Origin of the sequence: Thiothrix subterranea (assembly GCF_016772315.1) — a bacterium.
In the GTDB taxonomy this organism is placed as follows: Bacteria; Pseudomonadota; Gammaproteobacteria; order Thiotrichales; family Thiotrichaceae; genus Thiothrix; species Thiothrix subterranea.
The window spans coordinates 3,011,891-3,036,630 of sequence record NZ_CP053482.1 but is presented as its reverse complement, the minus strand read 5'-3'; the positions used below and the strand labels follow the sequence as shown (position 1 = coordinate 3,036,630).

Annotated in this window: 24 protein-coding genes; 14 read left to right on the top strand and 10 right to left on the bottom strand. The window is 51.6% G+C overall.

Annotated elements, in window-relative coordinates:
- The first annotated feature begins 36 nt into the window (after positions 1–36).
- Genes HMY34_RS15015 through HMY34_RS14980 form a run of 8 tightly spaced genes read left to right on the top strand, consistent with a single transcriptional unit; the run spans position 37 to position 7,619 of the window.
- A complete protein-coding gene (locus HMY34_RS15015) occupies positions 37–1,182 on the top strand; it encodes a hypothetical protein (RefSeq protein ID WP_202716261.1) in 1,146 nt (381 codons plus the stop codon).
- 54 nt (positions 1,183–1,236) lie between these two features.
- Positions 1,237–2,196 (top strand): DUF58 domain-containing protein, encoded by a 960-nt coding sequence (locus HMY34_RS15010; protein WP_202716260.1) that lies wholly within the window; start codon positions 1,237–1,239, stop codon positions 2,194–2,196.
- Complete coding sequence (locus HMY34_RS15005) at positions 2,193–3,563, top strand: flavin monoamine oxidase family protein (protein ID WP_202716259.1); 1,371 nt, start codon at positions 2,193–2,195, stop codon at positions 3,561–3,563. The genes HMY34_RS15010 and HMY34_RS15005 overlap by 4 nt, the downstream gene beginning before the upstream one ends.
- The gene (locus tag HMY34_RS15000) at positions 3,560–3,895 is read left to right on the top strand and encodes a DUF4381 family protein (protein ID WP_202716258.1); all 336 of its coding nucleotides are present in this window, start codon (positions 3,560–3,562) and stop codon (positions 3,893–3,895) included. The genes HMY34_RS15005 and HMY34_RS15000 overlap by 4 nt, the downstream gene beginning before the upstream one ends.
- Entirely contained in the window at positions 3,892–4,893 is a 1,002-nt protein-coding gene (locus HMY34_RS14995) for a vWA domain-containing protein (protein WP_202716257.1), read from the top strand. The genes HMY34_RS15000 and HMY34_RS14995 overlap by 4 nt, the downstream gene beginning before the upstream one ends.
- On the top strand, positions 4,890–5,900 hold the full coding sequence (locus HMY34_RS14990) for a vWA domain-containing protein (RefSeq protein WP_202716256.1): 1,011 nt from the start codon (positions 4,890–4,892) through the stop codon (positions 5,898–5,900). The genes HMY34_RS14995 and HMY34_RS14990 overlap by 4 nt, the downstream gene beginning before the upstream one ends.
- Complete coding sequence (locus HMY34_RS14985; RefSeq protein WP_202716255.1) at positions 5,890–6,600, top strand: tetratricopeptide repeat protein; 711 nt, start codon at positions 5,890–5,892, stop codon at positions 6,598–6,600. Before HMY34_RS14990 ends, HMY34_RS14985 begins: the two co-directional genes overlap by 11 nt.
- Positions 6,594–7,619 carry a BatD family protein gene (locus tag HMY34_RS14980; RefSeq protein ID WP_202716254.1) on the top strand — a complete coding sequence of 342 codons (1,026 nt, stop codon included), beginning with the start codon at positions 6,594–6,596 and terminating at the stop codon, positions 7,617–7,619. Before HMY34_RS14985 ends, HMY34_RS14980 begins: the two co-directional genes overlap by 7 nt.
- A 60-nt stretch (positions 7,620–7,679) precedes the next feature.
- Here HMY34_RS14980 and HMY34_RS14975 read toward each other — a convergent pair whose 3' ends face one another.
- The gene (locus tag HMY34_RS14975; RefSeq protein WP_202716253.1) at positions 7,680–8,375 is read right to left on the bottom strand and encodes a P-loop NTPase family protein; all 696 of its coding nucleotides are present in this window, start codon (positions 8,373–8,375) and stop codon (positions 7,680–7,682) included.
- Positions 8,376–8,556: 181 nt separating this feature from the next.
- Between HMY34_RS14975 and HMY34_RS14970 the strand changes: the two genes are divergently transcribed.
- Complete coding sequence (locus HMY34_RS14970; RefSeq protein WP_202716252.1) at positions 8,557–8,790, top strand: heavy-metal-associated domain-containing protein; 234 nt, start codon at positions 8,557–8,559, stop codon at positions 8,788–8,790.
- A gap of 44 nt (positions 8,791–8,834) precedes the next feature.
- Here HMY34_RS14970 and HMY34_RS14965 read toward each other — a convergent pair whose 3' ends face one another.
- The 4 genes from HMY34_RS14965 to HMY34_RS14950 form a co-directional block, all read right to left on the bottom strand.
- On the bottom strand, positions 8,835–9,377 hold the full coding sequence (locus tag HMY34_RS14965; protein ID WP_202716251.1) for a C40 family peptidase: 543 nt from the start codon (positions 9,375–9,377) through the stop codon (positions 8,835–8,837).
- A 150-nt stretch (positions 9,378–9,527) separates the two neighbouring features.
- A complete protein-coding gene (gene rsmD, locus HMY34_RS14960) occupies positions 9,528–10,076 on the bottom strand; it encodes a 16S rRNA (guanine(966)-N(2))-methyltransferase RsmD (protein ID WP_202716250.1) in 549 nt (182 codons plus the stop codon).
- On the bottom strand, positions 10,066–11,379 hold the full coding sequence (locus tag HMY34_RS14955; protein WP_202716249.1) for a M16 family metallopeptidase: 1,314 nt from the start codon (positions 11,377–11,379) through the stop codon (positions 10,066–10,068). The genes rsmD and HMY34_RS14955 overlap by 11 nt, the downstream gene beginning before the upstream one ends.
- Positions 11,380–11,382: 3 nt before the next feature.
- A complete protein-coding gene (locus HMY34_RS14950; protein ID WP_228287875.1) occupies positions 11,383–12,690 on the bottom strand; it encodes a M16 family metallopeptidase in 1,308 nt (435 codons plus the stop codon).
- A 158-nt stretch (positions 12,691–12,848) separates the two neighbouring features.
- Here HMY34_RS14950 and ftsY point away from each other — a divergent pair, with 158 nt between their 5' ends.
- The 4 genes from ftsY (at position 12,849) to HMY34_RS14930 (ending at position 15,820) form a co-directional block, all read left to right on the top strand.
- Positions 12,849–13,850 carry a signal recognition particle-docking protein FtsY gene (gene ftsY, locus HMY34_RS14945; protein ID WP_202716247.1) on the top strand — a complete coding sequence of 334 codons (1,002 nt, stop codon included), beginning with the start codon at positions 12,849–12,851 and terminating at the stop codon, positions 13,848–13,850.
- Between the two features lie 5 nt (positions 13,851–13,855).
- Positions 13,856–14,500: a cell division ATP-binding protein FtsE gene (ftsE, locus tag HMY34_RS14940; protein ID WP_202716246.1), complete on the top strand. Its 645-nt coding sequence runs from the start codon at positions 13,856–13,858 to the stop codon at positions 14,498–14,500.
- Positions 14,500–15,489, top strand: a complete 990-nt coding sequence (ftsX, locus tag HMY34_RS14935; RefSeq protein ID WP_202716245.1) for a permease-like cell division protein FtsX — start codon at positions 14,500–14,502, stop codon at positions 15,487–15,489. The genes ftsE and ftsX overlap by 1 nt, the downstream gene beginning before the upstream one ends.
- A 112-nt stretch (positions 15,490–15,601) precedes the next feature.
- Complete coding sequence (locus HMY34_RS14930) at positions 15,602–15,820, top strand: hypothetical protein (protein ID WP_202716244.1); 219 nt, start codon at positions 15,602–15,604, stop codon at positions 15,818–15,820.
- A gap of 6 nt (positions 15,821–15,826) precedes the next feature.
- Here the strand turns inward: HMY34_RS14930 and HMY34_RS14925 are convergent, their stop codons facing one another.
- Genes HMY34_RS14925 through HMY34_RS14910 form a run of 4 tightly spaced genes read right to left on the bottom strand, consistent with a single transcriptional unit; the run spans position 15,827 to position 22,887 of the window.
- On the bottom strand, positions 15,827–17,464 hold the full coding sequence (locus HMY34_RS14925; RefSeq protein ID WP_202716243.1) for an ABC transporter ATP-binding protein: 1,638 nt from the start codon (positions 17,462–17,464) through the stop codon (positions 15,827–15,829).
- Positions 17,461–18,651, bottom strand: a complete 1,191-nt coding sequence (locus tag HMY34_RS14920; RefSeq protein WP_202716242.1) for an ABC transporter permease — start codon at positions 18,649–18,651, stop codon at positions 17,461–17,463. Before HMY34_RS14920 ends, HMY34_RS14925 begins: the two co-directional genes overlap by 4 nt.
- Positions 18,644–19,720: an ABC transporter permease gene (locus HMY34_RS14915; protein ID WP_202716241.1), complete on the bottom strand. Its 1,077-nt coding sequence runs from the start codon at positions 19,718–19,720 to the stop codon at positions 18,644–18,646. The genes HMY34_RS14920 and HMY34_RS14915 overlap by 8 nt, the downstream gene beginning before the upstream one ends.
- A 59-nt stretch (positions 19,721–19,779) precedes the next feature.
- The gene (locus HMY34_RS14910) at positions 19,780–22,887 is read right to left on the bottom strand and encodes a leucine-rich repeat domain-containing protein (protein WP_202716240.1); all 3,108 of its coding nucleotides are present in this window, start codon (positions 22,885–22,887) and stop codon (positions 19,780–19,782) included.
- 186 nt (positions 22,888–23,073) lie between these two features.
- Between HMY34_RS14910 and HMY34_RS14905 the strand changes: the two genes are divergently transcribed.
- Positions 23,074–24,432 carry a transposase gene (locus tag HMY34_RS14905; RefSeq protein WP_202716239.1) on the top strand — a complete coding sequence of 453 codons (1,359 nt, stop codon included), beginning with the start codon at positions 23,074–23,076 and terminating at the stop codon, positions 24,430–24,432.
- A 124-nt stretch (positions 24,433–24,556) separates the two neighbouring features.
- Here HMY34_RS14905 and HMY34_RS14900 read toward each other — a convergent pair whose 3' ends face one another.
- On the bottom strand, positions 24,557–24,736 hold the full coding sequence (locus HMY34_RS14900; RefSeq protein ID WP_202716238.1) for a hypothetical protein: 180 nt from the start codon (positions 24,734–24,736) through the stop codon (positions 24,557–24,559).
- Positions 24,737–24,740 lie beyond the last annotated feature (4 nt).

Here is a 24,740-nt window from a genome sequence, read left to right as displayed (position 1 = left end):
GCGTAGTGGTATAGTCAAACGATAAGGAGTAAGTGCATGAGTGAATACCAATATTATGATTTTCGAGCGATTGACCAATCGTTAACCGCTGAACAGAGGGCAAATGTTGCCAGTTTGTCCAGCCGTGCGCAGGTGAGTTCGCAACGTGCCGAATTCGTTTACCACTACGGCGATTTTCGGGGCAATGTGACCCAGCTCATGCGTGAAACCTTTGACATGATGTTGTACGTCGCCAATTGGGGAGCGCATCGCTTAATGTTCAGGCTGCCCAAGGCATTGTTTAATGTGTCCGAAGTGCGTGATTATTTTATTTCTGACGAAATAGACCATCACCAACACGGTGAATACGTCATCATCGACCTGCATTTTAGCGAAGAAGAGCCGGATGGCGACTGGTTGGAAGGTGAGGAATTATTAGACGAAATGCTGTCATTACGGGATGAACTCTTGCAGGGAGATTTCCGCGTGTTGTATTTGGCATGGCTAAAAGCAGCAGAAAGAGAGGCGGATGATGAAACGCTTGAACTCGTCGTTCCAGCGGGGTTGGCTGAACTTTCTCATGCCCAGCAACGCTTTGCGGCGTTGTTTGGAGTGGATGAGATCATGATCAACATTGCTGCTGACAATAGCCCGCCGCTCCAGCAGACTGCTTTTCAGCCGGAAGCATGGGTAACGCAACTCCCCGATGCAGAAAAAAACGATTTTCTGGCGCGTTTGTGTCGTCATGAATCCAACCTCGCTACGCACCTAAACCGGCGGTTGCAAACCTTGTTTCAGACTCCAACACAAACGGGAACAACCCAACCTCAACCACCGCGCCGCCGATTTGTGGATATGCAAACCACTTATGATGCGCGTAAAGAGGCGGCTGATCGCGAAGCCCAGCGTCAAGCTGCTATCAAAGCCGAAGCCAAACGCCAAGCCGATGCACAGAAACGCCAGCAGTACCTTGATGAACTGAAGCAGCGGGAAAATCGTGTATGGCACGAGATCGACAATCTGATTAGTGAGGGCAATGCCAAAAGCTATGAACAAGCGGTTCGCCATTTGAGTGATTTGCGCGAACTGGCGGAACGCGACCAGACATTGCCAGTATTTCAACCTAAGTTGATTGCGCTGGCGAATCAGTACAGTCGCCGTCCGGCGTTTATGAGCCGCTTGCGGGGCAAGGGTTTGGTCTAACCCAAAAGTAGCCAATAACAGACTTTCTCTATTTAACCGCCCAAGGAGGATGCAATGTCGGACATCAGCGACATCACTAGCAAACGCCGCCGTCATGCCACCACGGGCAATAACCAACTGCTCACCGAAACGGAATTACAAGCATTGTACCAACGCGCCCGCAGTGCTGCCGCCGATAGTTCCCTGCAAAACCTGCTGGAACAACGTCAAGCGGGTGACGTAGCCTCGCGTTATCGCGGTGCTGGGCTGGATTACGCCGAAAGCCGCCCCTACCAACCCGGCGATGAACCGCGCTTTATGCACTGGAGCATCACCGCTCGCACCGGCAAACCGCACGTCAAACAATTCCGCGAAGAGCGCCGCCCCGCCGTTTTCATCCTGCTGGATCGGCGCAAAGCCATGCGCTTCGGCACGCGGGTACGCCTCAAAGCCGCACAAGCCGCCCGCGTTGCGGCGCTGGTCGCTTTCGCCGCCACGCAACAAGGCTGGGCAGTCTCCGGTGTCGTGTTGGAAGCGCACCCGCACTGGTTTCCAGCCTCCGCCGACACCCATGCCGCGTGGGAGTTCGTGCGCCAGTGCGCAGGAACTTGCCCATCGTTACCGCCGACGGCTGAACCTGCCTTGGCAAGCATTTTGCCCCTTATCAATGCGCAATCGGTACGTGGTACACACGTCTATTTGCTGAGCGATTTCGCCGACCTCGACGCAGCTTGTGAGGCGCATATCCTGCAACTCCTCAATCATCACCCGCTGTTCACAGTGCAAGTGCTGGACACTGCCGAATGCGAATTACCCGCTACCGGACGTTTAAACCTGCAAGGGTTGGATGGCGTTACCCACCACGTCAATCTGGCTGATCCCGTGTTGCGCGAACAATTCCGCCAGCAAGCAGCGGCATTGCATGATGGGCAAGCGCAACGTTTACGTGGCTGGGGATGCCATTACACACAACTCCTCACAGAGGTGGATGCGCCAGAATTGACAATACCACTACCGCATGGAATAGGAACATGAGCCGAAGAAAATTCTTACACCTAATCGCTGGTCTGTTAGCAAGCAGCACCATTGCGCCCCTGTCTGCTACCCCCGCCAAACGCATTGTCGTCGTCGGTGCAGGCATCGCCGGTCTCACTGCCGCACAAACCCTGCGCCAGCAAGGGCATTCCGTGACCGTTGTGGAAGCGCGTGACCGACTGGGCGGGCGTTTGTGGACAAGCAAACGCTGGCAACACATGCCCGTAGACCTCGGCGCAACGTGGATTCACGGCGCAAAAGACAACCCCTTATCCGCTTTGGCTGACCGCATCGGCGCAAAACGTTTGATCACCCGTTACGCAAACACCACCACCTACAACACCGCTGGCAAACCCCTGAACAACAGCGAAAACCGCCAGTTGGAACAATGGCAAGCGCGTATCGACAGCGCATTGGACGCCGCGCAAGCCGCCGACACCGATCAATCCGTTCAAGCCGCTGTCGAAACAGCACTGGGCTGGAATAGCCTGAAGGCAAGCGAACGCCAACTCGTGCAATTCATCCTCAACAGTACCTTGGAGCAAGAGTATGCAGGCAGCATCCATGAGCTTTCCGCCTACTGGCATGATGCAGCCGCCGCATTCAAGGGCGATGATGCGCTGTTCCCGGATGGCTACCAAATCATCGTCGATCATCTGGCGAAGGGGCTGAATGTGCAGTTGCAACACGTCGTGAAAACAGTCACATGGTCAGAACAACAGGTGACGGTGCAAACCAACCGGGGTGCGTTTCAAGCCGATCACGCCGTTATCACCTTACCGCTGGGCGTGTTGAAAAGTAGGCAGATCGCCTTTTCGCCGCCGTTGCCTGCCCGCAAACAACAAGCCATTAATACGCTGGGAATGGGGACGTTAAACAAGTGCTACCTGCAATTCCCCAACGTTTTCTGGCCGGAGGATCAGGACTGGCTGGAATACATTCCCACCGAAGCGGGCGCATGGGCAGAATGGGTTAGCCTGACGCGGGTAGCAGGTTGGCCGGTGCTGTTAGGCTTCAATGCGGCAAAGCGCGGCAAGCGCATCGAGCAGTGGACGGACAAACAAATCGTCGCTGATGCCATGCAAACATTGCGCAAACTGTTCGGGGCTAACATCCCTGAACCGCTTGATTACCAGATTACCCGCTGGAATACTGACCCGTATGCGCAGGGCGCGTATTCCTTCAATAGCGTGGGTTCAACGCCTGCCATGCGTGACCATTTGGCAGAACGTCTGGGCAATACGCTGTTTTTTGCCGGAGAAGCTACCGAGCGCAAACATTTCAGCAGCGTCCACGGTGCGTACCTGTCCGGCTTGCGGGCAGCCCAGCAAATTCTTGAACAGGGGCGGGGTAAACCATCCGCATGAATTCGCCCGTCCTGCACGATTTAGAACTTCCTCCTGTACCCTTGCCGGATGATGTGTGGTGGCTGCTGGCGTTGGTTGTGCTGTTGTTGTTGCTTGCAGGATTGGTGTGGTGGCGCAAATGGCAACACCCCGTGGCGCGGGCTTTGCGTCAGCTTGAACGCTTGCCCAATTCACCCCCCAATCCGGCGAAACTGGCAAGCATTTTGCGCGAAGCAGGGCTTACCTCCCCTGCCGCTCTCGACCACACCCGCTTTGCCCCAACGCCTTGCACGCCCGAAACCTTCGCCACCCTCAAACGCGAAGCCCGCACCCTGTTGGAGCAAGCCCGATGAACATCGACTGGCTTACCACGTATCTGGCGTTAATACCTGTGGTGTTATGGTTGGCTTCGACTACGCTCAGCCAACGCACCAACCGTTCCCTGAGCGAAGTCGAAGGGAACAACACGGGGAAGGGGGTCTTTCTTCACCCCCTAGCGCACCTATTACCCACTACCAAAATCCCCCAATGGCAACGCCACCTCCAACGCGCCATCTTCCTCTGGCTATGGCTCTGCCTAACCCTAGCCATCGCCCAACCCGTGCAACGCGGCGCAAAACTCCCCGATCTCCCTCCCGAACGCGACATCCTGCTACTGGTAGACGTATCCATCAGCATGACCCTAACCGACTACACCCTCGGCGGGCAAAAACGCAGCCGCATGGAAGTCCTCAAAACCCTGCTGCACGATTTCGCCAACCGCTTGCAGGGCGAACGCCTCGGCATGATCGTGTTCGCCGAAAACCCCTACCTGCTTGTACCGCTGACCCGCGACCCGACACTAGTACAACGCCAACTACAACGCCTAACCCCAACGCTGGCGGGGCGCGTCAGTGCCGTCGGCGATGCCATCACCCTCGCACTCAAAGAAGCCAGCAAACAGCCACAACGCAAACCCATTTTCGTACTCTTCACCGATGCCGACGAATCCATCGGGCGCGTAGACCCCGAAGCCGCCGCCGCCCTCGCCGCCGCAAGCAACATTCCGCTCTACACTATCGCCATCGGCTCAACCGCTGCGACAATGACAGGCGGCACCGGCGGATTAGCCTACCAACCCGTCAACCTCGCCCTGTTACAAACCTTATCGGAACGCACTGGCGCAAAAACCTACCAAGCCGGAGACACACAAGCCGTCGAACAAGCCCTTGCCGACATTACCCGCCAACACCAAAACGCCGCCGAACAAACCCAGCGCTACGAACAGCAACCGCTGTACCACTGGCTGCTACTCGCTGGCTTATTGCCGCTAATGCTGTGGCAACTCTGGCAACGGAGGGCAAACGCATGAACTTATGGCAAACCCTGCATTGGCGCGAACCCTTATGGCTATTGCTGGCACTGTTCCCGCTGCTGCTGGCGGCATGGGGCTATTTCCAGCAACGCCGCCAAGCGCAAACCTACGCCGACCCGCATTTATTGCCGTGGGTACAAGTGACCGCCAGCCAACACGGTTGGCGCAAATGGCTCTCACCGCAAACACTGTGGGCGATTATATGGCTACTATTCGCCATCAGCCTTGCCGGGCCGCGCATTCCGCAAACCCAACCCGATGACCTGCGCCCCGCCCAATTCGACGTGCTGGTGGTGCTGGATATTTCGCGCTCCATGCAAGTCACCGACCTTGCCCCCAACCGCCTGCAACGTGCCGCGCTGGAATTGCACGAATTCCTCAGCCTTGTCCAAGGTAGCCGCGTCGGCATCGTGGTGTATGGCGCACGTCCGCACCTGTTCGCACCGCTGACCAACGATGCCAACGCCGTGCGCTTTTACCTGCAACATCTGGAAACGCTGGTGTTGCCGACGCACGGCACCGACCACGCCGCCGCGCTCGGCTTCGCCCAGCAAGAACTTGCAGCGCGTGAACAAGCATTACCCGCTGCCGTGCTGTGGATTACCGATGGCGATATTCCCGCCGACAAATACTCCGCCTTGCAAACCCGTGTGCAAACCCTGCAAACGGCTGGCATTCCACTGTACAGCCTTGGCGTTGGCACAGAAGATGGCGAAGCCATCCCACTCCCCGGCGGCAAATGGCTGGAACACGCTGGGCAAGCGGTACGTTCGCGCCTCGACAGCGCCTTGCTGCAAAACCTGACCGCACAAGCGGCGGGAAGCTACAGCGCAGTGAAAGACGATGCCAGCGATTGGCAAACGCTGTACACCAACGGGATTGCACAGGCGTTTCCTGCCACTACCAACGATACGCAACAATGGCAGGAGTTGTATGTGTGGACGTTGTTACTGGGGATGGTGTGTGCATGGCTGGCAATAAGAGGAAGAAAAAATGAAGCATAAGCTGTTTGCGCTACTACTGCTGTTGACGTGTAGCGTCCAAGCGGATGAAACGAACCTACGCAACGGCATCGAAGCCTACCGCGCCGAACACTACGACACCGCCATCCAACACTTCACCGCCGCCGTATTCGCCGCCACCAATGACACCGAACGCGCCCGCGCCCTACACAACCTCGGCAACAGCTATTTCCAACAAGGCAATTACTCCGCCGCCGCGCAAGTATTCCGCGATGCCCTAACCTATCGCCCCAACCACCCAACCACCCAACAAAACCTCGACCTTGCCATCGAAATCCAAGCCGAACTCGAACGCCGCCGCGAAGCTGGACAACGCGCCGCCGCCGACAACGCCAGCACTGGCGCACGCCGCGAACGCAACACCAATACCCTCGACTGGGATCAAGCCAGCACCCTGACGTTGGGCGAAGGCAAAGACGCACCCGTCAATACTCCACCGCCCGACTTACCCCCAGATTTCGACAAACTGGTCGACAAAGGCATGGCACGCTTGACCGAAACCGGCGCAACCGACCCGCAAACATGGCGCAAAAGCCAACAATCACTCGATGATGCCCGCATTGCCTTGCAACAACTTGATGACGACCCCGCTACTCTATGGAAACGTTTGTTTGAAGTCGAAGAAGGCTACCCCGCCCCGCAAACCCAACCCAACGAATTACCGGGAGTCCTGCCGTGGTAGCCGCTGATTTACCGTGGACAATTCAACTCGAAGACGCGCAAGTTTGGCAACGCGAACGCACCACGTTGACCGTAGAAGTGCAATCCACCGACCGTTTCGCCATACTCGAAGCCAGCTTGCCGCGCATTGAAGGTGTCGATGTGCAAGCCCTGCCTGCCACTAATGAAGCAAGTCCTGATGGCAAACGTATCCTGCGCCTGATTTGGCAATTGTCTGCGCACACACCCGGCAAACAAACGATTCAACTTCCCGCCATCCGCTATAACCTCAACGGACGCGATGCGGCGCAATGGCAACCGCCCTTGCAAACGCTAGACGTGCAAGCTTTACCACCCTATTTGCCGCCAACCATCCCCGTCGGTAAGGTGCAAATCGAATCCCGCATTGAACCCAGCGGCTGGTTGCAACCGGATCATCTCGCGTATTGGCACATCCGTTTGCACAGCGACGCGGTAAGCACAGCGCAATTTCCACCGATTCTCAAACAAATACAGACCACCCAAGGCGTCGAGGTTTTCCCAGCAACCGTAGGGGCGGTTCATGAACCGCCCCTACAAACGTTGAATTATCGTATTCCATTGAAGGCACAAAGCAGCGGCAAATTGGATTTACCGACTTTGCAATGGCATTGGTTTGACCCCGAAACCGGACGCTTGGAACGGCAACAATACGCGCCCCCGACTCCGTGGGTTTTGGCGTGGGCATGGCGGGTGATACTCGCCATTAGCGGCGGACTCTTGCTATTGCTGGGGTTACGCACCGCCGGATACTTCACCTACCGCCGCCTGCGCCGTTGGCGTAGCAAGCGGCAAGTCCAGCAAGCCTTACAACAAAACGCCGATGCATCAAGCGTGCGCCAAACATTGGACGCCTGTTCCGCCGCACACGGCTGGCCTGCCAATCTCAGCACCCGCCATTGGTTGCAACACTGGGAACAGCAGTACGGTGCAAACCCAAGCTTGCAAACAGCGCTCCATCAGCACGAAGCCAAGCGTTTTGCCTCTAACCCACCGGGCTAAGTGCTGAAATTTCTCAGACAATGCAGCCATTCGCAGGAAATTGTTTATCGGACGTTGGGCTTAATCGTCGTGTTTGAGGAAGTGGTCGAATTGCGTGTAAGCATTGTCTAACCATACCCGCAGCCGCTGGCGTTCCGGCGTGTTCATTAGGTCACGGTTATTCGCTGCTGCCCAAAAACTGAGGTCGTTGAAATCCACTTTCTGCACCAATTTGGCGTGCAATTTGCCCAGTGTCATGCAATACGCATTGCGTTGTTGCGCTTTCTGGAAAATTGGCGAGCGCTCGAATGCCTCGAAGTTTTCACCACGCCCCATGTTTTGCACCACAATGAACTGAACGTCTTGCTGTGGGTAGCTATCCAACGTTTTGTCCAGCAAGCTCATGGCATCTGCGCCATCATCCATCACATGCCAGATAAATACCTTATGCCCCATTTCGGTGAAAATGCCGAGTACGTCACTTTCCGCCATCCACTGCCCCAAGCGTGCCGAGGTTTGCGCCGCAAGGTCGATAATGAGGTCATGTTCCGGCAAGGTTTCAGCGATGGTGATAATATTATCCAGACTTTCGTAATCATCCACCCGCAGCGGTGAAGAGAAGTCCTTGTAAAAGCGGGAAAATGTGCCGTGTGATTGATCGGAATCGAAACCTGTAAACGGTGTGGCGTTGTCGATGAAATATTGTGCCAACAGACGTGCGGTCAACGATTTGCCAACGCCGCCTTTTTCGCCGCCAATGAAATGTACCCTACCCATTATTATCTCCATGATTGCTGGTGGTTAAAATGCGCATTATGCAACATTCAAGCCAGCTCAAACCAATGCTTCCAAGCAAGCTCTGCATGATACAGGCTAATTAAACATAAAAAGTGGTAGTTTTTGACATTTCGCAAGCACGTTTTTACTGTGTTGGCTTGACATCCAAGCGAGGTGGCTTATGAAATCTTACGACGTAGCCGTCGTCATGCACATTGACGAAGAACTTTCCGACACTGAAATTCATCAATTGGAATACGACCTCTCTTTCGCTCCCGGTATCCGTTCTGCTTGCGTTAACGAACGCGCTCGCCATTTAATGGTGATTGATTATGACCCCGAACAGGTATATTCCGGTGAAATTCTCCATGCTGTACAGCATCGTGGTTATCACGCCGAGTTGATCGGCTTGTAAATTAACTCAAGCACGGCGGGCAATGGTCACGCCGCGCTACACGCTTAGGAATAACTGGGTTTACATGCGCCGGGAATGCGCCCAAACCCAATCAAACGCTGCGACCAATAACCTTTGAGTTCATCGGTAGCAATCGCCCTGCCTTTCCGTGGTGCGTGGACAAATTTGTCATTGCCCAAATAAATACCCACGTGGCTCACACGCCTGCCGCTGGTATTAAAAAACACCAAATCGCCTTTCTGACTTTGCGCTTGGGATACTTTGACAGCGGCAGCATATTGCTGAGCAGCAGTACGCGGAATAGCCACGCGAGCACCGTTTTTGAAAGCGTATTGCGTCAAGCCGCTGCAATCAAAACCCGTCACCGGGCTAGTGCCACCCCAGCGGTACATTTTGCCTTGCTGCTTTTGCGCATTCCACACGACTTTATCCAGCAAACTCACCGCTGGCTGCTGCTGTACCACCGGAATTTGCGCCACACTGACCGCTTTCGTCGATTCGGCTTGAGAAGATTCAGACACCGCACTACAACCAACCGAAGCACACACCAACAGAACTGCAAATCCTTGCATGATAATACCAGACATCTGGACATCCTCCACTCAACACCACACAACCTTGATACCTGTAAGGCAAGGGGAAAAACCTAATACTTCCCCTAATTGACTTACGACATCTCCCTCACTTAACAATAAAAAGTCTAGGTCAGAACCTGAATCTTTGCTGAACAAATATGATTAAATTAGCAAGAAACTTTTTACCTGCCCCGCTTGGGTTTCGCGATGGATGTTTAAGTTGAAACGGCTGAAGTCAATCGTGGCATCAGACTCGTGTTCCAGATAGATCATGGCCCCCGGTTTCAACAGGGATTTCGCCAACAAGGTATCCAGCACGGGTTCCAACAAGTTTTTGCGAAACGGCGGGTCAAGGAAAATCACCTCAAACCCTTCCGTTTCCCGTTGCAGAAACCGCAAGGCATCATCGTGTACCAACTGCGCGTGTTGCGCCCCCAACAAGGCAATATTGTCACGCAAGGCTTTGGCAGCAGCGGGGTGTTTTTCCACCATCACCACCTCACTCGCCCCGCGTGACAACGCCTCCAAACCCAAGGCACCACTGCCTGCAAACAAGTCGAGGCAACGCGCCCCCGGTATTTGCAGTTGCAGCCAATTGAACAAGGTTTCGCGCACCCGATCCGGGGTTGGGCGTAAACCGGGAACATCGGCAAAGCGCAACTGGCGGCTGCGCCATTCGCCCCCAATAATGCGCAAAAGATTATTTTTCATCACCGCCCACAATCACTGTCACCATTTTATCGGGCTGGACACGGCGCGTAAACGCCTCGGTAATTTGTTCGCGCGTCAACGCATTCACCTTAGTAGTAAAGGTATCCAAATAATCCAACGGCAATTGGTAAAAACCGATCATGCCGATGTATTCCACAATCTGGCTATTATTGGCGGTACGCAACGGGAAACCGCCACTCACGTCTTTTTTGGAAGCTTCCAACTCTTCAGCCGTCGGGCCGTCTTGCTGGAATTTACCCAATACATCGCGCACCACTTTTAATGCCTCGTCGGTTTGCTCCAACTTGGTTTGCAAGCCCACTTGGAACACCCCAAGTTGTGCTGAAGGCGCAAAATAGCTGTATACGCTGTAACTCAAGCCCCGATCATTGCGGATTTCCTTCATCAAACGCGAGGTAAAACCACTGCCCCCCAACACCTGATTGCCCATGTACAAGGTGAAAAAGTCTTCATCACCACGCTTATTACCGACCTGCCCCACCAAAATGTGCGCCTGCGTGGAAGGGTAAGGAATCTTCACCGTTTTCGCTTCAGTCAACGGTTTAACCTCAGGCAACGCGGCAGCGGCTTCACCCACCGGCAACGCCCCCGACACCTTTTCCGCTAACGCTTCGGCTTGCGCACGGTCTACCGCGCCGACAATCGCCAGCAGACCGTTTTTCGCCACGTAATGCTGTTGGTAAAACGCTTTTAAATCGTCAACTTTCAAGGCTTGCACGCTGGCTTCCGTGCCGTTTTCGGGCTGCCCATACGGGTGATCGCCGTAGAGCGCTTGGTAAAATGCTTTGCCACCAAGACTGGCAGGATCTTGTTTTTCACCTTGCAAATCCACCAACGCCAACTTTTGCACCCGCTCGAAATCCTTTTGCGGGAAATCGGGTTTCGACACCACTTTTAACCACAGCTCCAGCGCCGCTTGCTGCTCTTTTTCCAAGGTAATGGTGCGCAAGCCTGCCCAGCCCATGTCGTTGGAGGTACTGGAAGAAAACACCGCGCCAATGGCTTCAAACTGCTCGGCGAGTTGATCTTCACTCAAACCCGCCGCGCCTTTATCCAACATGGCATTGGTCAACATTGCCAAGCCCGGTTTTGCACCATCACGGGCGCTACCGGCAGCAAAAATCAGGCGCATATCCAACATCGGTAATTCCGGCGCGGGGACGTAATACACCCGCAAGCCATTGACAGTTGTCCAATGTTCAATTTTCGGGGCGGCGGATACCTGCGCAGTAAACAGGGCAAATAACAGCACCAACGGCGCTACAATAATAGTTTTTAACATCAGTTATCTCACAAAGCTGCGCGTGTTTTTCGGCTTATTCGGGTCAATGGGCTGCGGGTCAAGTTCCGCAATCGTCAGTGAATCTTCGATCAGGTATTTTTTCGCAACTGCCTGAATTTGCTCTGGGGTAATCGCCAGAATGTTGTCCACGTATTCATCCGCCAGCTTGTAACCCAAGCCCACGGTTTCCAAAGTACCTAACACATTCGCCTGATTTTGTTGGGAATCGCGCTCGTAGATTTCGCTGGCAATCACTTGGGCTTTGGCCCGTGCCAATTCGTCGGCAGTCACCGGCTCGTTGCGGAGTTTTTCCACCTGTTCCAGCAAGGCGGCTTTCACCGTTTCAAGTTTTTCGCCCTTGGTCGGCATTCCGCTCAAGCTGAATAAATCCGGCAAACGCCCAAACCCGCTGTACCAAGCACTGGCGCTGGAGGCAATTTCTTTGCCGCGAATCAGCTCTTTGGATAAACGTGAACTGTTACCGCCATCCAAAATACTGGCTAACATTTCCAGCGCATACGGCTCCCATTTTTCCTTGGCATTGATCATGCCGGGGACTTTGTAACCCATCATAATGTACGGCAGTTCAGCAGGCGCTTTGACTTTGATCGTGCGCACGCCTTTTTGCTCAACTTCGGTTTGCGGCTTGGGCGGGGGAATGTTCTCCGTCGGTTTGAGTGAGCCGTAATATTTTTTTGCCAGTTCTAGCACTTTTTCTGGCTCGACATCACCGACGACGACCAGCGTGGCATTGTTAGGCGCATACCAGCGTTCATACCATGCCCGCAGGTCTTCGACTTGCATGGCATCCAAATCCGCCATCCAACCGATGACCGGATTTTTGTACGGACTGTTGAGGAAAGCCACCGCCTCGAATTGTTCGCGGGTCAAGGACGTAGGCTTGTCTTCGGTACGCCAGCGGCGCTCTTCTTTGACCACTTCGATTTCTTTTTTGAATTCGGCGGGCGGCAAGGTAAGGTTGCGCACCCGATCCGATTCCAATTCAAACGCGACTTCCAACCGATCGGCGGCAATCACTTGGTAGTAAGCGGTGTAATCTTGCCCGGTGAAGGCATTATCTTCCGCGCCATTTTCCGCAATGATGCGGTTGAATTCGCCTGTTGGGTATTTTTGCGTCCCCTTAAACATCATGTGTTCGACCACGTGCGATAAGCCGGTCGAGCCGTTGTGTTCGTAACTCGAACCCACTTTGTACCACAATTGAACCACCGCAATCGGCGCACGCTTATCCTGTTTCACCAGCACCTTCAAACCGTTATCCAGCTTGTATTCGTGGACGGGTACTTGCACTTTTACACGCTCGATGGCGGGCGCAGGGGCTGTAAAAAAACCTGAAAATATGACGGAAACCGCTAGAATTGTTTTGATATTACGGTTTTGTCTGGCAAATGGTAGTATTCTTCGCATTCTCGCACCTGACGATAATAAAGCTGGACGGTCATTGTACGATGTTTGGATTCGGAAAGAAAAAAAAGCCGGAATTACCTGATGCCACTACGGTAGTTCCGCAAGCCCCTGCCCCGGCGGAAGGTTTATTTGCACGGTTAAAACGCGGTTTGTCCAAAACCAGCCATGCCCTTACCGAGGGAATGGAAACGTTGGTAGTGGGCAAAAAGCAAATCGACGACGATGTGCTGGAGGAGCTGGAAACGCGCTTACTCACCGCCGACGTTGGCATGGAAGCAACCCGCGAAATCATGAGCGACCTCACCAGCCGCGTCAAACGGGCGGAACTTGCGGATATGGATGCGCTAATGCAAGCGCTCTACAATAAAATGCACCGCATTCTGCGCCCTGCCGCGCAACCCTTGGAAATCGACGGCTCACACCAGCCCTTTGTGTTACTCATGGTCGGCATCAATGGCGCGGGCAAAACAACCACCATTGGCAAACTGGCGAAAAAATTCCAGCAAGACGGCAAATCGGTGATGTTAGCAGCGGGTGATACCTTCCGCGCCGCCGCCGTCGAACAGCTCACCATTTGGGGCGAACGCAATAATATTCCGGTGATTGCGCAAGGCAGTGGCGCGGATTCTGCCTCGGTGATTTTCGATGCGTTTCAAGCCGCCAAAGCGCGTAAAATCGACGTGTTGCTGGCGGATACTGCCGGACGCTTGCACACTCAAACCAATTTGATGGATGAGCTGAAAAAGGTCAAACGGGTTATTCAGAAATTCGACGGCACTGCACCGCATGAAATCATGCTGATTGTGGATGCCAGCATTGGTCAAAATGCTTTGGTACAAGCCAAACAATTCAACGAAGCATTGGGGCTGACGGGAATCACCGTCACAAAACTGGACGGAACTGCCAAAGGCGGGATTCTGTTCGCGATTGCCCAACAACTTAACATTCCGGTACGCTTTATTGGCGTGGGTGAAAGCATCGACGACTTGCAAGAATTTGATGCGTATGAATTCACCAGCGCCCTGCTCGCCGGAAACGACTGAGCCACATGATTGAATTCAAACAGGTTAGTAAGAAATACCCCACGGGGCAGCTTGCCCTTTACAATATCAACCTGACGCTGGAGGCCGGTGAAATGGTGTTCATCACCGGGCATTCCGGCGCAGGCAAAAGTACCTTATTGAAACTGGTCGCGATGCTTGAACGCCCCAGCAAAGGCGAGGTGCTGATTGGTGGGCGTTCCTTGAGCAAATTAGGGCGTAGCCAAATCCCCAACTACCGCCGCCGCATTGGGTTCATTTTCCAAGACCCGCACTTATTGTACGACCGCAGCGTATTCGACAATATCGCCCTGCCCTTGCGCATTGCTGGCATGGGGCAAAGCGAAACCCGCCGCCGCGTGCAAGCCGCGTTGGATAAAGTCGGGCTAACCGGGCGCGATACCACCTTTCCACTGATGCTTTCCGCCGGGGAAAAACAGCGGGTGGGTATTGCCCGCGCGATGGTCAATAAACCCACCATTATTCTGGCGGACGAACCCACCGGCAACCTCGACCCGGAACTCGCGCAAGACATTATGTTTACCTTTGCGCAATTCAACGAACTCGGTGCCACAGTGATGATTGCCAGCCACGACCATGCACTGGTGGAACGCATGAAAAAACGCACCATCGTCTTACAAAAGGTGGACTAATGGCGAACCCCAGTAATAAGAAAACGCCCCCGAAACGCAATGCCGCCTCCAGCGCTAATCCGTTGAGCGCTTGGTGGAATCAGCAATCCAGTGCCATCCATTTCAGCATGGAACGCTTGTGGTTCAACCCGGTATCGACCTGGATCACGCTGGCGGCGATTGCGATTGCGCTATCCTTGCCCACCAGTTTGCATTTACTCCTGAAAAACATGCAAACCTTGACGGCGGATAAGCGCGAAGTTCCCACGATTACACTCTTCCTCAAACCCGCCGTTGTCGAGCAGCAAGCCAAAGACCGCGCGGAATTGCTGTCTGAATTGCCAGAAATCGACAATGTGCGCGTGGTGACACGCGAAGAAGCGCTGGCCGATTTCCGCAAAATCACTGGCTTTGCGCAAACCTTGGAAACGCTGGACGAAAACCCCCTGCCACATGTGCTGATTCTGACGCCGCGCCTCAGTCTGCTCGGCGATTTAGAAATGGATGTGGCGGGTTTGTCTAAAAAGCTCAAAGCTTACCCCGAAGTTGACGATGTGCAAATTGACGTAGAATGGGTGCAGCGCCTGCGCGGGATTTTGCGCATTGCCGAACGCATCGTGCTAGTGGTATCGGTGTTGCTGGGGCTAACCGTGTTGCTGGTGGTCGGCAACACTATCCGTCTCGACATTGAGAACCGCAAGGAAGAAATCCGCGTCACGCAATTGATCGGCGCGACCAATGCTTATATCCGCCGCCCGTTCATTTATAACGGTGTTTGGCTGGGGTTGTTTGGCGGCGTTCTGAGCTTGGTGATTGTCCACGTCGCGCTGTTATTTTTGGTCGAGCCGGTCACTAAACTTGCCAGTTTGTATGGCAGCACGTTTATCCTCAGTGGCATTGATGTTGTGATGACCCTGAAAATTCTGCTTGCCAGCAGCGTGTTAGGCGTTATTGGCTCATGGTTAGCGGTCGGACGCTATTTGTGGCAAAGCGACGATGCGATTAAGTAATGTGGATACCTAAAACTTATCTATAATCAAAATAATTGATTTCATCTATGGCTAAACTTACCTTACCTTAACACTGTATGAATATTATTCTGAGTGTTAAAGGGCTTGTGTTATGTTAAGTACATCCAAAGCGTTGGTGGTTACATCCCCACCGCGTCCGTTTTCGCAAAAGCACCATTTTGATTGGTTGAAACACAGCCGCATCGGTTGCCCCAGTTGCAAAAGTTCTTACGTGATGGCAGTGCGGCGCACTTGGTATGAAAAGCTGCTGACTCGCCAGCACAAATTCTGGTGTCAGGATTGCGGCGAGAAGTTCTGGAAGAAGGATTGATCCCCATCAAGTAAGCAAGCGTGGCACAGCCTGCAACAGCTTCTGTGTGTACGCTTCTTGGGGATTACCGCATACCGCAGCGGTAGTCCCCCGCTCCACAATTTTGCCTTTGTACATCACCACCGTTTGATCACTTAAGTACTCTACCACCCCAATATTGTGCGTAATAAACAGCAAGGTCAGGTTATGTTCCTCACGGATTTTTAGCAGCAATTGCAAGATTTCCGCTTGCACCGATACATCCAATGCGCTGGTAATTTCATCACAGACGATGAATTCGGGGTTCAATACCAAAGCACGCGCCAAACCGATCCGCTGCCTTTGCCCGCCGGAAAATTCGTGCGGGTAACGCCACAGCGTGTCACGCGGAAGCTGCATATCCTCCAGAATCTGCGCGGCACGTTCGATGCGTTCCTCATGGTTTGCGCCGATGCTGTGGGCTTTCAGCGGCTCGGTTAAGGTGGTTTCGATCAGCAAACGCGGATTCAGCGACGATTGCGGGTCTTGGAAGGCAATCTGCATTTTCGGGCGCAAGGGGCGTAATTCCCGCGCCGATAAGCCGACCAATTCCTGCCCGTGAAGCTGAATACTGCCGGAAGTGGGCTTTTCTAATTGTAATACCGCCCGCCCCAAGGTGGTTTTGCCGCAACCGGACTCACCCACCAGTGCCACGATTTGCCCTTGCGGAATGTCGAGGGACACATCATCGACGGCGCGTACATGGTCAACCGTGCGGCGCAGAATGCCTTTTTTGATGGGAAACCAGACGTTTAGGTGGCGGATGGAAAGCAGCGGTAGATCGGATTTTACTGTCGGACTAAAGTCCGAGCTACTGGATCGGCGGCGAGCCAAATTCTCCGGCACTGCCGCGAGCAATTGCCGCGTGTAAGCGTGTTGCGGCTGGCGTAATACTTGCGCCGTACTACCAACCTCCACCAAACGCCCTTGTTGCATGACGCCGACTTGTTGCGCCATTTGTGCGACCACACCGAAATCGTGGGTGATAAACAGCGTGCTCATGCCGCTATCATCTTGCAGTTGGCGCAGCAGGCGCAAAATTTCAGCCTGTACGGTCACATCCAGCGCGGTGGTCGGTTCGTCAGCAATCAGCAATTCCGGTTCGCACGCCAACGCCATTGCAATCATCACCCGTTGGCGTTGCCCGCCGGATAATTGGTGCGGAAAGTCGCGGAAACGTTCGCGTGCTTTGGGGATTTGCACCTGTTCCAGCGCTAACATTGCCCGTTCTATCGCATCCGCATCGCTCATCGACGGGTGATGCAATTGCAAGGCTTCGGTAATCTGTTCGCCCACCGAAAATACAGGGTTAAGCGAAGTCATCGGCTCTTGGAAAATCATCGCAATTTGCGAACCGCGAATGTGCTGCAATGCCGTTTCGGGTTGGGTAAGAATATCTTGCCCGTTAAACAGGATTTCGCCGCCGGGGTGCGAAGCAATATCCTGCGGCAATAAGCGCATCACCGACAACGCCGTAATCGACTTGCCGCTGCCTGATTCTCCGACCAAACAAAAGGTTTCGCCCTTGGGGATGCTAAAACTCACATCATCGACCGCTTTCACGGTGCGCCCGTCACTCTTCAGGTAAGTGCGTAAGTGGCGGATGTCAAGCAAGGTCTGACTCATGAGCCTACCCCAGCATTGCGCGATAATTTCGGATCAATCGCATCGCGGAACGCCTCCCCAATCAGATTGTACGCAAACACCGTGAAGAAAATCGCGCCACCGGGGAATGCCGCCATCCACCAATTGAAGGTGGACGATTTCACCGCCTGATCCAACATTTGCCCCCATGACGGCTCACCGACCAAACCCAGCCCCAGAAAGCTCAAGGTTGCTTCCGCCAAAATCGCCGACGCCACCCCAAAACTCACCGCTACAAGCAACGGCGCTACCCCATTCGGCAACATGTGGCGGAACAAAATAGAGGTCAAGGGCAGACCACTGGCAACCGCCGCTTGCACATACTCCTGCTTACGCAACTTAAGGAATTCGGCACGCACATAACGCGCATACCCTGACCAACTGGTAAGACCGATAATAATCATCATCATGTACAAACTGCGCCCAAAAAACGCCACAAACGTCAGCAGCAAAAACAGCGTGGGAATCGCCTCGAAAATTTCCACCAGACGCATTCCCAGCATATCCACCACGCCGGAAAAATAACCCATCAGCCCGCCCAGAATCACCCCGATTACCAGCGCAATGCCGGTCGCAATCAACCCAATGCTCAACGCAATCCGCGAGGCATGAATCATGCGGCTGAACACATCCGCACCATTTTCCTCTGTCCCCATCAGATGAAACCGCTCAGTTGCCGCCAAGGGCGCTTCCAAACCGTGTTCGGGGTAATCACGCAAGTAATCGGTGGGCGCGTAAGGCACAGGCGGCATAATCCGCCAATCGACGTCGGTGTACGCGGGGGTGCGGAATTCGTCGTAAATTTTCACCGCAGGCGGTTTTACCAGCCAGTTTGCCAATAACGCTGCCAGCAAAGTTCCCACGATGAAAAACATTATTCGCCTACCGCCACTCAATGGCAACCACGCCAACAGCAGCGCCAGAGCAAACATCGCCAGCACCAAGGCATCTTCCGCCGTCAAATACGCCAATACCGGCGCAGACAACACTCCGTCTTTGCTCATCAGCAAAGGCATGGAGTTTGCCAAAAACGGCGCAAACACCCCCATGAAAATCAACACCCCCACCCACGCCAAGCCGAATTTCACCCCGACACCTTGCAAGGTTTTGAGCCAAATACGTCGGGAAAACGATTCGCGGCTGACCGCCTGTGCGCTTATTTCAGTCATACGACACCCTCGGATCGACCAACGTGTAACAAAAATCCGCAATCAAATAACCGATCAGGGTCAAAAAGCCGCTGATCCAGGTAATCGACAGCACCAATTCGCGGTCACGCCCTTTCACCGCCTCGACTGCCAATTGCCCCATGCCATTGATACTGAAAATGTTTTCCACGATGAGCGAACCCGCCAATAAACTCGGCAATAATCCGGCAGAAACGGTAATCAACGGCAACAGGCTATTGCGGAACACGTGTTTCCACAGTACATCCTCTTCCGCTAAGCCTTTGGCACGGGCGGTACGGGCATAATCGGCTTGCAGATTTTCCAACACCGAAGTGCGCGTGAGTTTTGCCAACCCCGCAAACCCGGCGTAAGACAAACAAATGACCGGCAACACCAAATGCCAGAGGCGATCGAGCAAGTAACCGGGGACAAATTCACCCCCTAGCATATGCGGCAAAAACGGCATGTCTTGCGCGGCACGACTGGAAATCCCCGCCGTCGGAAACCACTGAAAATATTGGGTATTGGCAAAAAAGCCCAGCAATAACACCCCGGCTAACATGGTCGGAATCGACCACAAAGCCAGCATCGACACGCCGGAGGCAATATCAAAACGCCCGCCCCTATCCGTCGCCGCTTTCACCCCGATCACAATCGCAATCACGTAAATCAACGGCAAGGTCACCAGATTGAGCAGCAAGGTGATGGGAATGCGTTCCGCCAGAATCTCGCTGACCGGTCGCCCATACATAAAGCTATTGCCCAAATCCATGCCCTTGGTGAAGGAAAAGCCAGTGAATGCGCCTTCCGCATCTTGGGTAAAACCGATGGGGGAAACATTGTTGAGCCAGCGTACATACTGGAGCGGCGCGGGTTGATCGAGGCCGTAGCGCTGGTTGTAATAGGCGGTCAGCGCGGCTTTTTCCTGCGGGTTCATATTCGCACCGCCAACCAGCGATTGCGCGGTAATGCCACCGGGGGAAAGTGCCATGACGGTAAACACGACAATGGTGATCCCCAGCAGCGTGGGGATCATCAAGAGTAAACGGCGCAGGAGGTATGTTAGCAAGTTCTTCTAGCCTGACTGATGGTAGAAGGGTTCAGAGTACACAACCCTTTCACGATCGTCTAGTGAGACTTATCCCAAACGCCTGCAATTGCTGATATATATTGCGGATAAACAGGACACTGATTATTAAACAAACTGCGTTGATTACTACTATTGCTACCAATAAGACTGATATTACTTGGCCAACCGAATAAATCTGAATCACTGAGACAATTTCCTTGCAGATGCAAAGTCATAGCCTGCGGAAATACCTTCAAGTTATTGACTGTCGCTAAGCGATTATAACGAACCGTTAGTACACTCAAGTTTGTTAGATTTTCCAAACCATTAATACTCGTCAATCCGTTATTGTCAATCTCAAAATAAATTAACGCTTGCAATTTTGACAAAACAGCCAAATTAAGCGCTTGATTTTTACTTAATCCATTATTATTCAAACTCAAAGTACGAATACTCGTTAACGACGCCAAAGGCGTTAAATCACCAATAAAATTATTATCCAATGTCAAGACATCCAAACGTTTTAATTGACTTAACGGATTAATATTAGTAATTTTATTACCACCCAAATACAATTGAGTTAGATTGGTCAACCCAGCCAAAAAATTAATATCTAAGTCATTCAACTGACTTTTCTCTAAACTGAGAATACTAAGTTTTGATAACTGAGCGATAATTTGTAATGCTGTAGCATCTAACACATTACCTTTTAAAGACAAACCTATCAATTCAGGAAAATCTAACAACGTTGAATAGTCACTAATAGCATTGCCTCCTAACGATAGATGCGTCAAGTTAGGCAAAAACATAGGCAATGCACTAATATCCGTAACATTGTTACCTTTATTCTCACAGCTCAAAGATTGTAATTTTAACAAATCCTCATCACTAGGAATATTTTTACCAAAGCAAGTCTCCAGAATCGGAGGAATTACACGCAATTGCACGGTAACTTTTTGTGACTTTTCACCATCACTATTTGTAACTGAGAAGGTGAAATTACCCGCACTCTTCAAGTGATCGGGATTAGGGAAAAATATTATCTGATTGCTTGCTAATTTTCCAATAGAAGCACTTAGCACTCCACCATTAACCGCAATACTATCCAATTGAAAAATCATGGTTTTATCATTAGGATCATAAGCATCCAAGGTAATTATTGTTGCAGTGTTAGGATAAACCTCTACTGTTTTACCAATAGCCACAGGCGCAATGCCCCCACACTTTGAGCCTGGAAACTGCCAAGACTTACCATAAACCTGAATAGTTTCAGGTAATGAAATATTCACTAAACAGTTATCTTCTAAACGTAGGCTATAGCTATTACGCATGGACGCAAGCAATATAATATCTTCATCTAACAACTGGTTATGACTTAATTGCAATAAACCATTCACTGCACTTAGATTTTGCAAACCACTAATGGTATTTAACGCATTATTCTCCAAATCAATATGTTGTAAACTCATCAAATTTGTCAAACCAGTAACTTCAGTAAGATTATTAAAATCTAGCGTCAAGTTAATCAGGCTGACCATATTTTGCAAAAAAATAACATTGGTGATTTGATTAAAGCTCAATTCCAACGTCTTCATGTTTACAAGATAAGTTAACGGACTAATATCCGTTAGCAAGTTTCCACTTAAATAAAGTGATTGTAAATTCACAAATTCTGCTAGTGCAGAAATATTTGATAAATCATTAGCTTCTAATGCTAATGACTGAAGTCGTTTCAATTTAGATAAAGCACTAATAGAATTAATTTGGTTATAGCTCAAACCTAAGTGTGTCAAATTTGTCAAGGCTGATAACTCAGCAATAGAATTAACTTGATTATCATCCAAATAAAGCTTTAGTAGTGATTTTTTATTTGATAGTGCACTCAAATTACTTAACTTATTAGCATCCAAGTAAAGCTCTTGTAGACTGTTCATATTTGACAAAGGAGTAATGTCACTAATTTCATTGAAACCCAAATTCAAGATTTGCAATTGCTGCATATCTGACAATGCACTAATATTTTCAATATAATTAGAGCCTAGATTTAATTTGGTTAGTTGCTTTAAGTCAGATAGACCGTTAATACTCGTCAATTTAGTGTTCGACAAATCAAGGTTACGCAGATTAGGAAGATATGTTAGCTGTGTTAAATCAGCATTAGAAAGATCTAAATCATTGCAGCTAAATGTTACCAATGTTTGTTGATCGGCTGCGGTTGGTGCAATATTTTTCAAACATTGTAATAAGCTAGGATCTGTAACAGTAGTCAATGCCGATTGTATGTTTATCGTTACCAGTGCTGGCAGCGATGCAACTATTCCATCGTGTGCAGTAAATCCAAAACTGTCCACACTAAGACCGGCTTTAGGCGTGTAGATAACTTGGCTGCCATTCATAGTTCCCAAACTGCCTTTTGGATTGGGTGAATTTGCTAATTGATAACTTAACTTATCATTGTCTGGATCTGTTGCCTGCAAAGTAATAATACTAGGTTGACTAGCCGGAAGCGTTACGGTTTGTGGTTGTCCAATTGGTGCATCATTCACGGGGATTACCGTCACGTTAATGTGTCCCGGTGCAGAATAATTTTTGCCATCAAAAGCCGTGTAAGTAAAACTGTCTGTACCGAAAAAATTGGGTTCTGGCGTGTAAGTAACTTTCCCCCCCTGAATAATAGCTTGCCCATGCGCGGCTTTAGTGTGAATAACATAACTTAAGGTATCACGCTCAATATCTGTTCCGCTGAACGTCATTGACTTAGCCGCATCCTCCTCTGTACTCAATGTAGTCACACTAGGTACAACAGGAGCATCGTTCACAGGGTTCACAGTGATGGATACTTTTGCTGTCTTAGAAATTAATCTGCCATCACTGACTTGAAAGTAAAAACTGTCGGTTCCTGAAAAATTTGCGGATGGCGTATAAATTAATTGTTTACTACCTGATTTTAGTTGTGACACGACACCCGTGCTAGGCTGAAGCGTGATCTTATACGTTAATAGTTTTTCATCTGTATCTGTATCAGAAGCTATCAAGCTAATGGGGATTGCTGTATCTTCATCCACTATAACGGCTTGTGGTGTCGCTATTGGTGTAACATTTGCTTGTGCAGTGAATGGTAACAAGGCCATGATTAATACCATACATGCGATCAACTTGGGGTTCATTGAACATCCTCACCATAATATTTTAGCTTTATATTATAATGTATTCTTATTCATAAAGTGTGAGCCTTGTCACACAGAAGTGAGTTGGTTAAAATATAATGGATGCTATGCGCAAACAGCAATTCCCGCCGATCTTAAAATGACTGTATAATCATGGTCTTGTAAAACGAGTCACTGTGCAACGAAATGCCTGCAAAACCACCTGCCCTGCCTCCTGTTGGTAGCCTGAAGCTACGCAAGACTCTCTCAGCCCCCGGATTGCTGGAACGTGTGCGTGGCTGTTTCAGCGAAGTCACTGAGCACCGTAAAACCAAACCCGACTATCCCTTGGTTGACGTGTTGATGTCAGGGCTTGCCCTATTTTCGTTGAAAGACGGCTCACTGTTGCAGTTTGACAAACAGCGCGGGGACAAGGCGCGGCGGCACAACCTGAAAACCCTGTTTGGCATCCCCGATGCTCCCTGTGACAGCCAAATGCGCACGGTATTGGACGGGGTAAAACCGCAGCGTCTGCGCCCGGTGTTTCGCGCCATCCATCAGGAGCTGCAACGGCAAGGCATACTGGAAGGCTACCGTTTTCTAGGAAAGTATTTAGTCAGTATTGATGGAACAGGTATTTTTAGCTCTGGGGCTATCTCTTGCCCGGATTGTTGCATTAAGACACACAAGGACGGACGTGAGGCGTATTACCACCAGATGCTGGCGGCAGTGCTGGTTCACCCTGACAAGAATACCGTATTACCCTTTTTCCCAGAGGCCATCACCAAGCAGGATGGCAGCAAGAAAAATGATTGCGAACACAATGCCTCTAAACGGCTCATCCCCCAGTTGCGCCAAGACTTCCCGCGCATGGAGATGATCCTGCTGCAAGATGCCCTGTCCTGCAATGCACCGCACATCCGTCTTCTGAAATCAAACGGTTACAGCTTTATCATTACCGCCAAAGCCCGTAGTAGCAGCCTATTGCTGAACACCGTATTGGACGGGTTAGCCAATGGCAGTACCCAAGAATTGGCAGGTACGACAAGCAAAAAGTTACGGTGTGGCTACCGTTATGCCAACGACATCCCGCTCAATCATGCCAACCAAGACGTGCGGGTCAACTACATCGACTATTGGGAGGAACGCCCCGACGGTACAACCTTTATCTATGACTGCGTGACTGACATCCCCCTCACCGCCGACAACGTGGCGGATGTGGTACGCGCAGGCCGTTCCCGCTGGAAGGTGGAGAACGAAACCTTTAACACCCTTAAAAACCTCGGTTACAACCTCGAACATAATTATGGTCATGGCAAGCAGCACCTCTCCACCGTGTTCGCCACCCTGATGATGTTGGCCTTCCTGATCGACCAGATACAGGAAGCCTGCTGCCAGTACTTCCAAGCCGCACGCGCCCGCTTACAGAGTCGTACTGCATTGTGGGAGAAGATGCGCGGGATGTTCCGTGAGCATCTGATTAGCGATTGGGAGTCCTTCTATGCTGCCATCATTTGGGGTTACGAACGTACCGACCTGACACCTAAAGGCATTCGCAGCGGATGAAAATCAGGCTTGAGGGTACGCTGGAGTTTTCCAACAGGGTGTTGGGTTATGCAAAAGTCAGGCGGTATTCGGGCAGGCTTTCAGGGCTTAGAGGGTGGGGTTGTGCCCGTAAAAATCAAAGCCCTCACAAGCCTGCGAAGCTCTGATTACCGATGGATAGCGGGAATTGCTGATGCGCAAATGCGGCTTGCTGATACCGGCTGTATAAGGTAGGGCTGTAGCGTGTCTGGTGCTGGCGTATCAAGGCAACCGTGTATAACCTGCGGCGGCTCTGTTCGCTCAAAGAAGGCGGAGTTGTGCCCATTTGA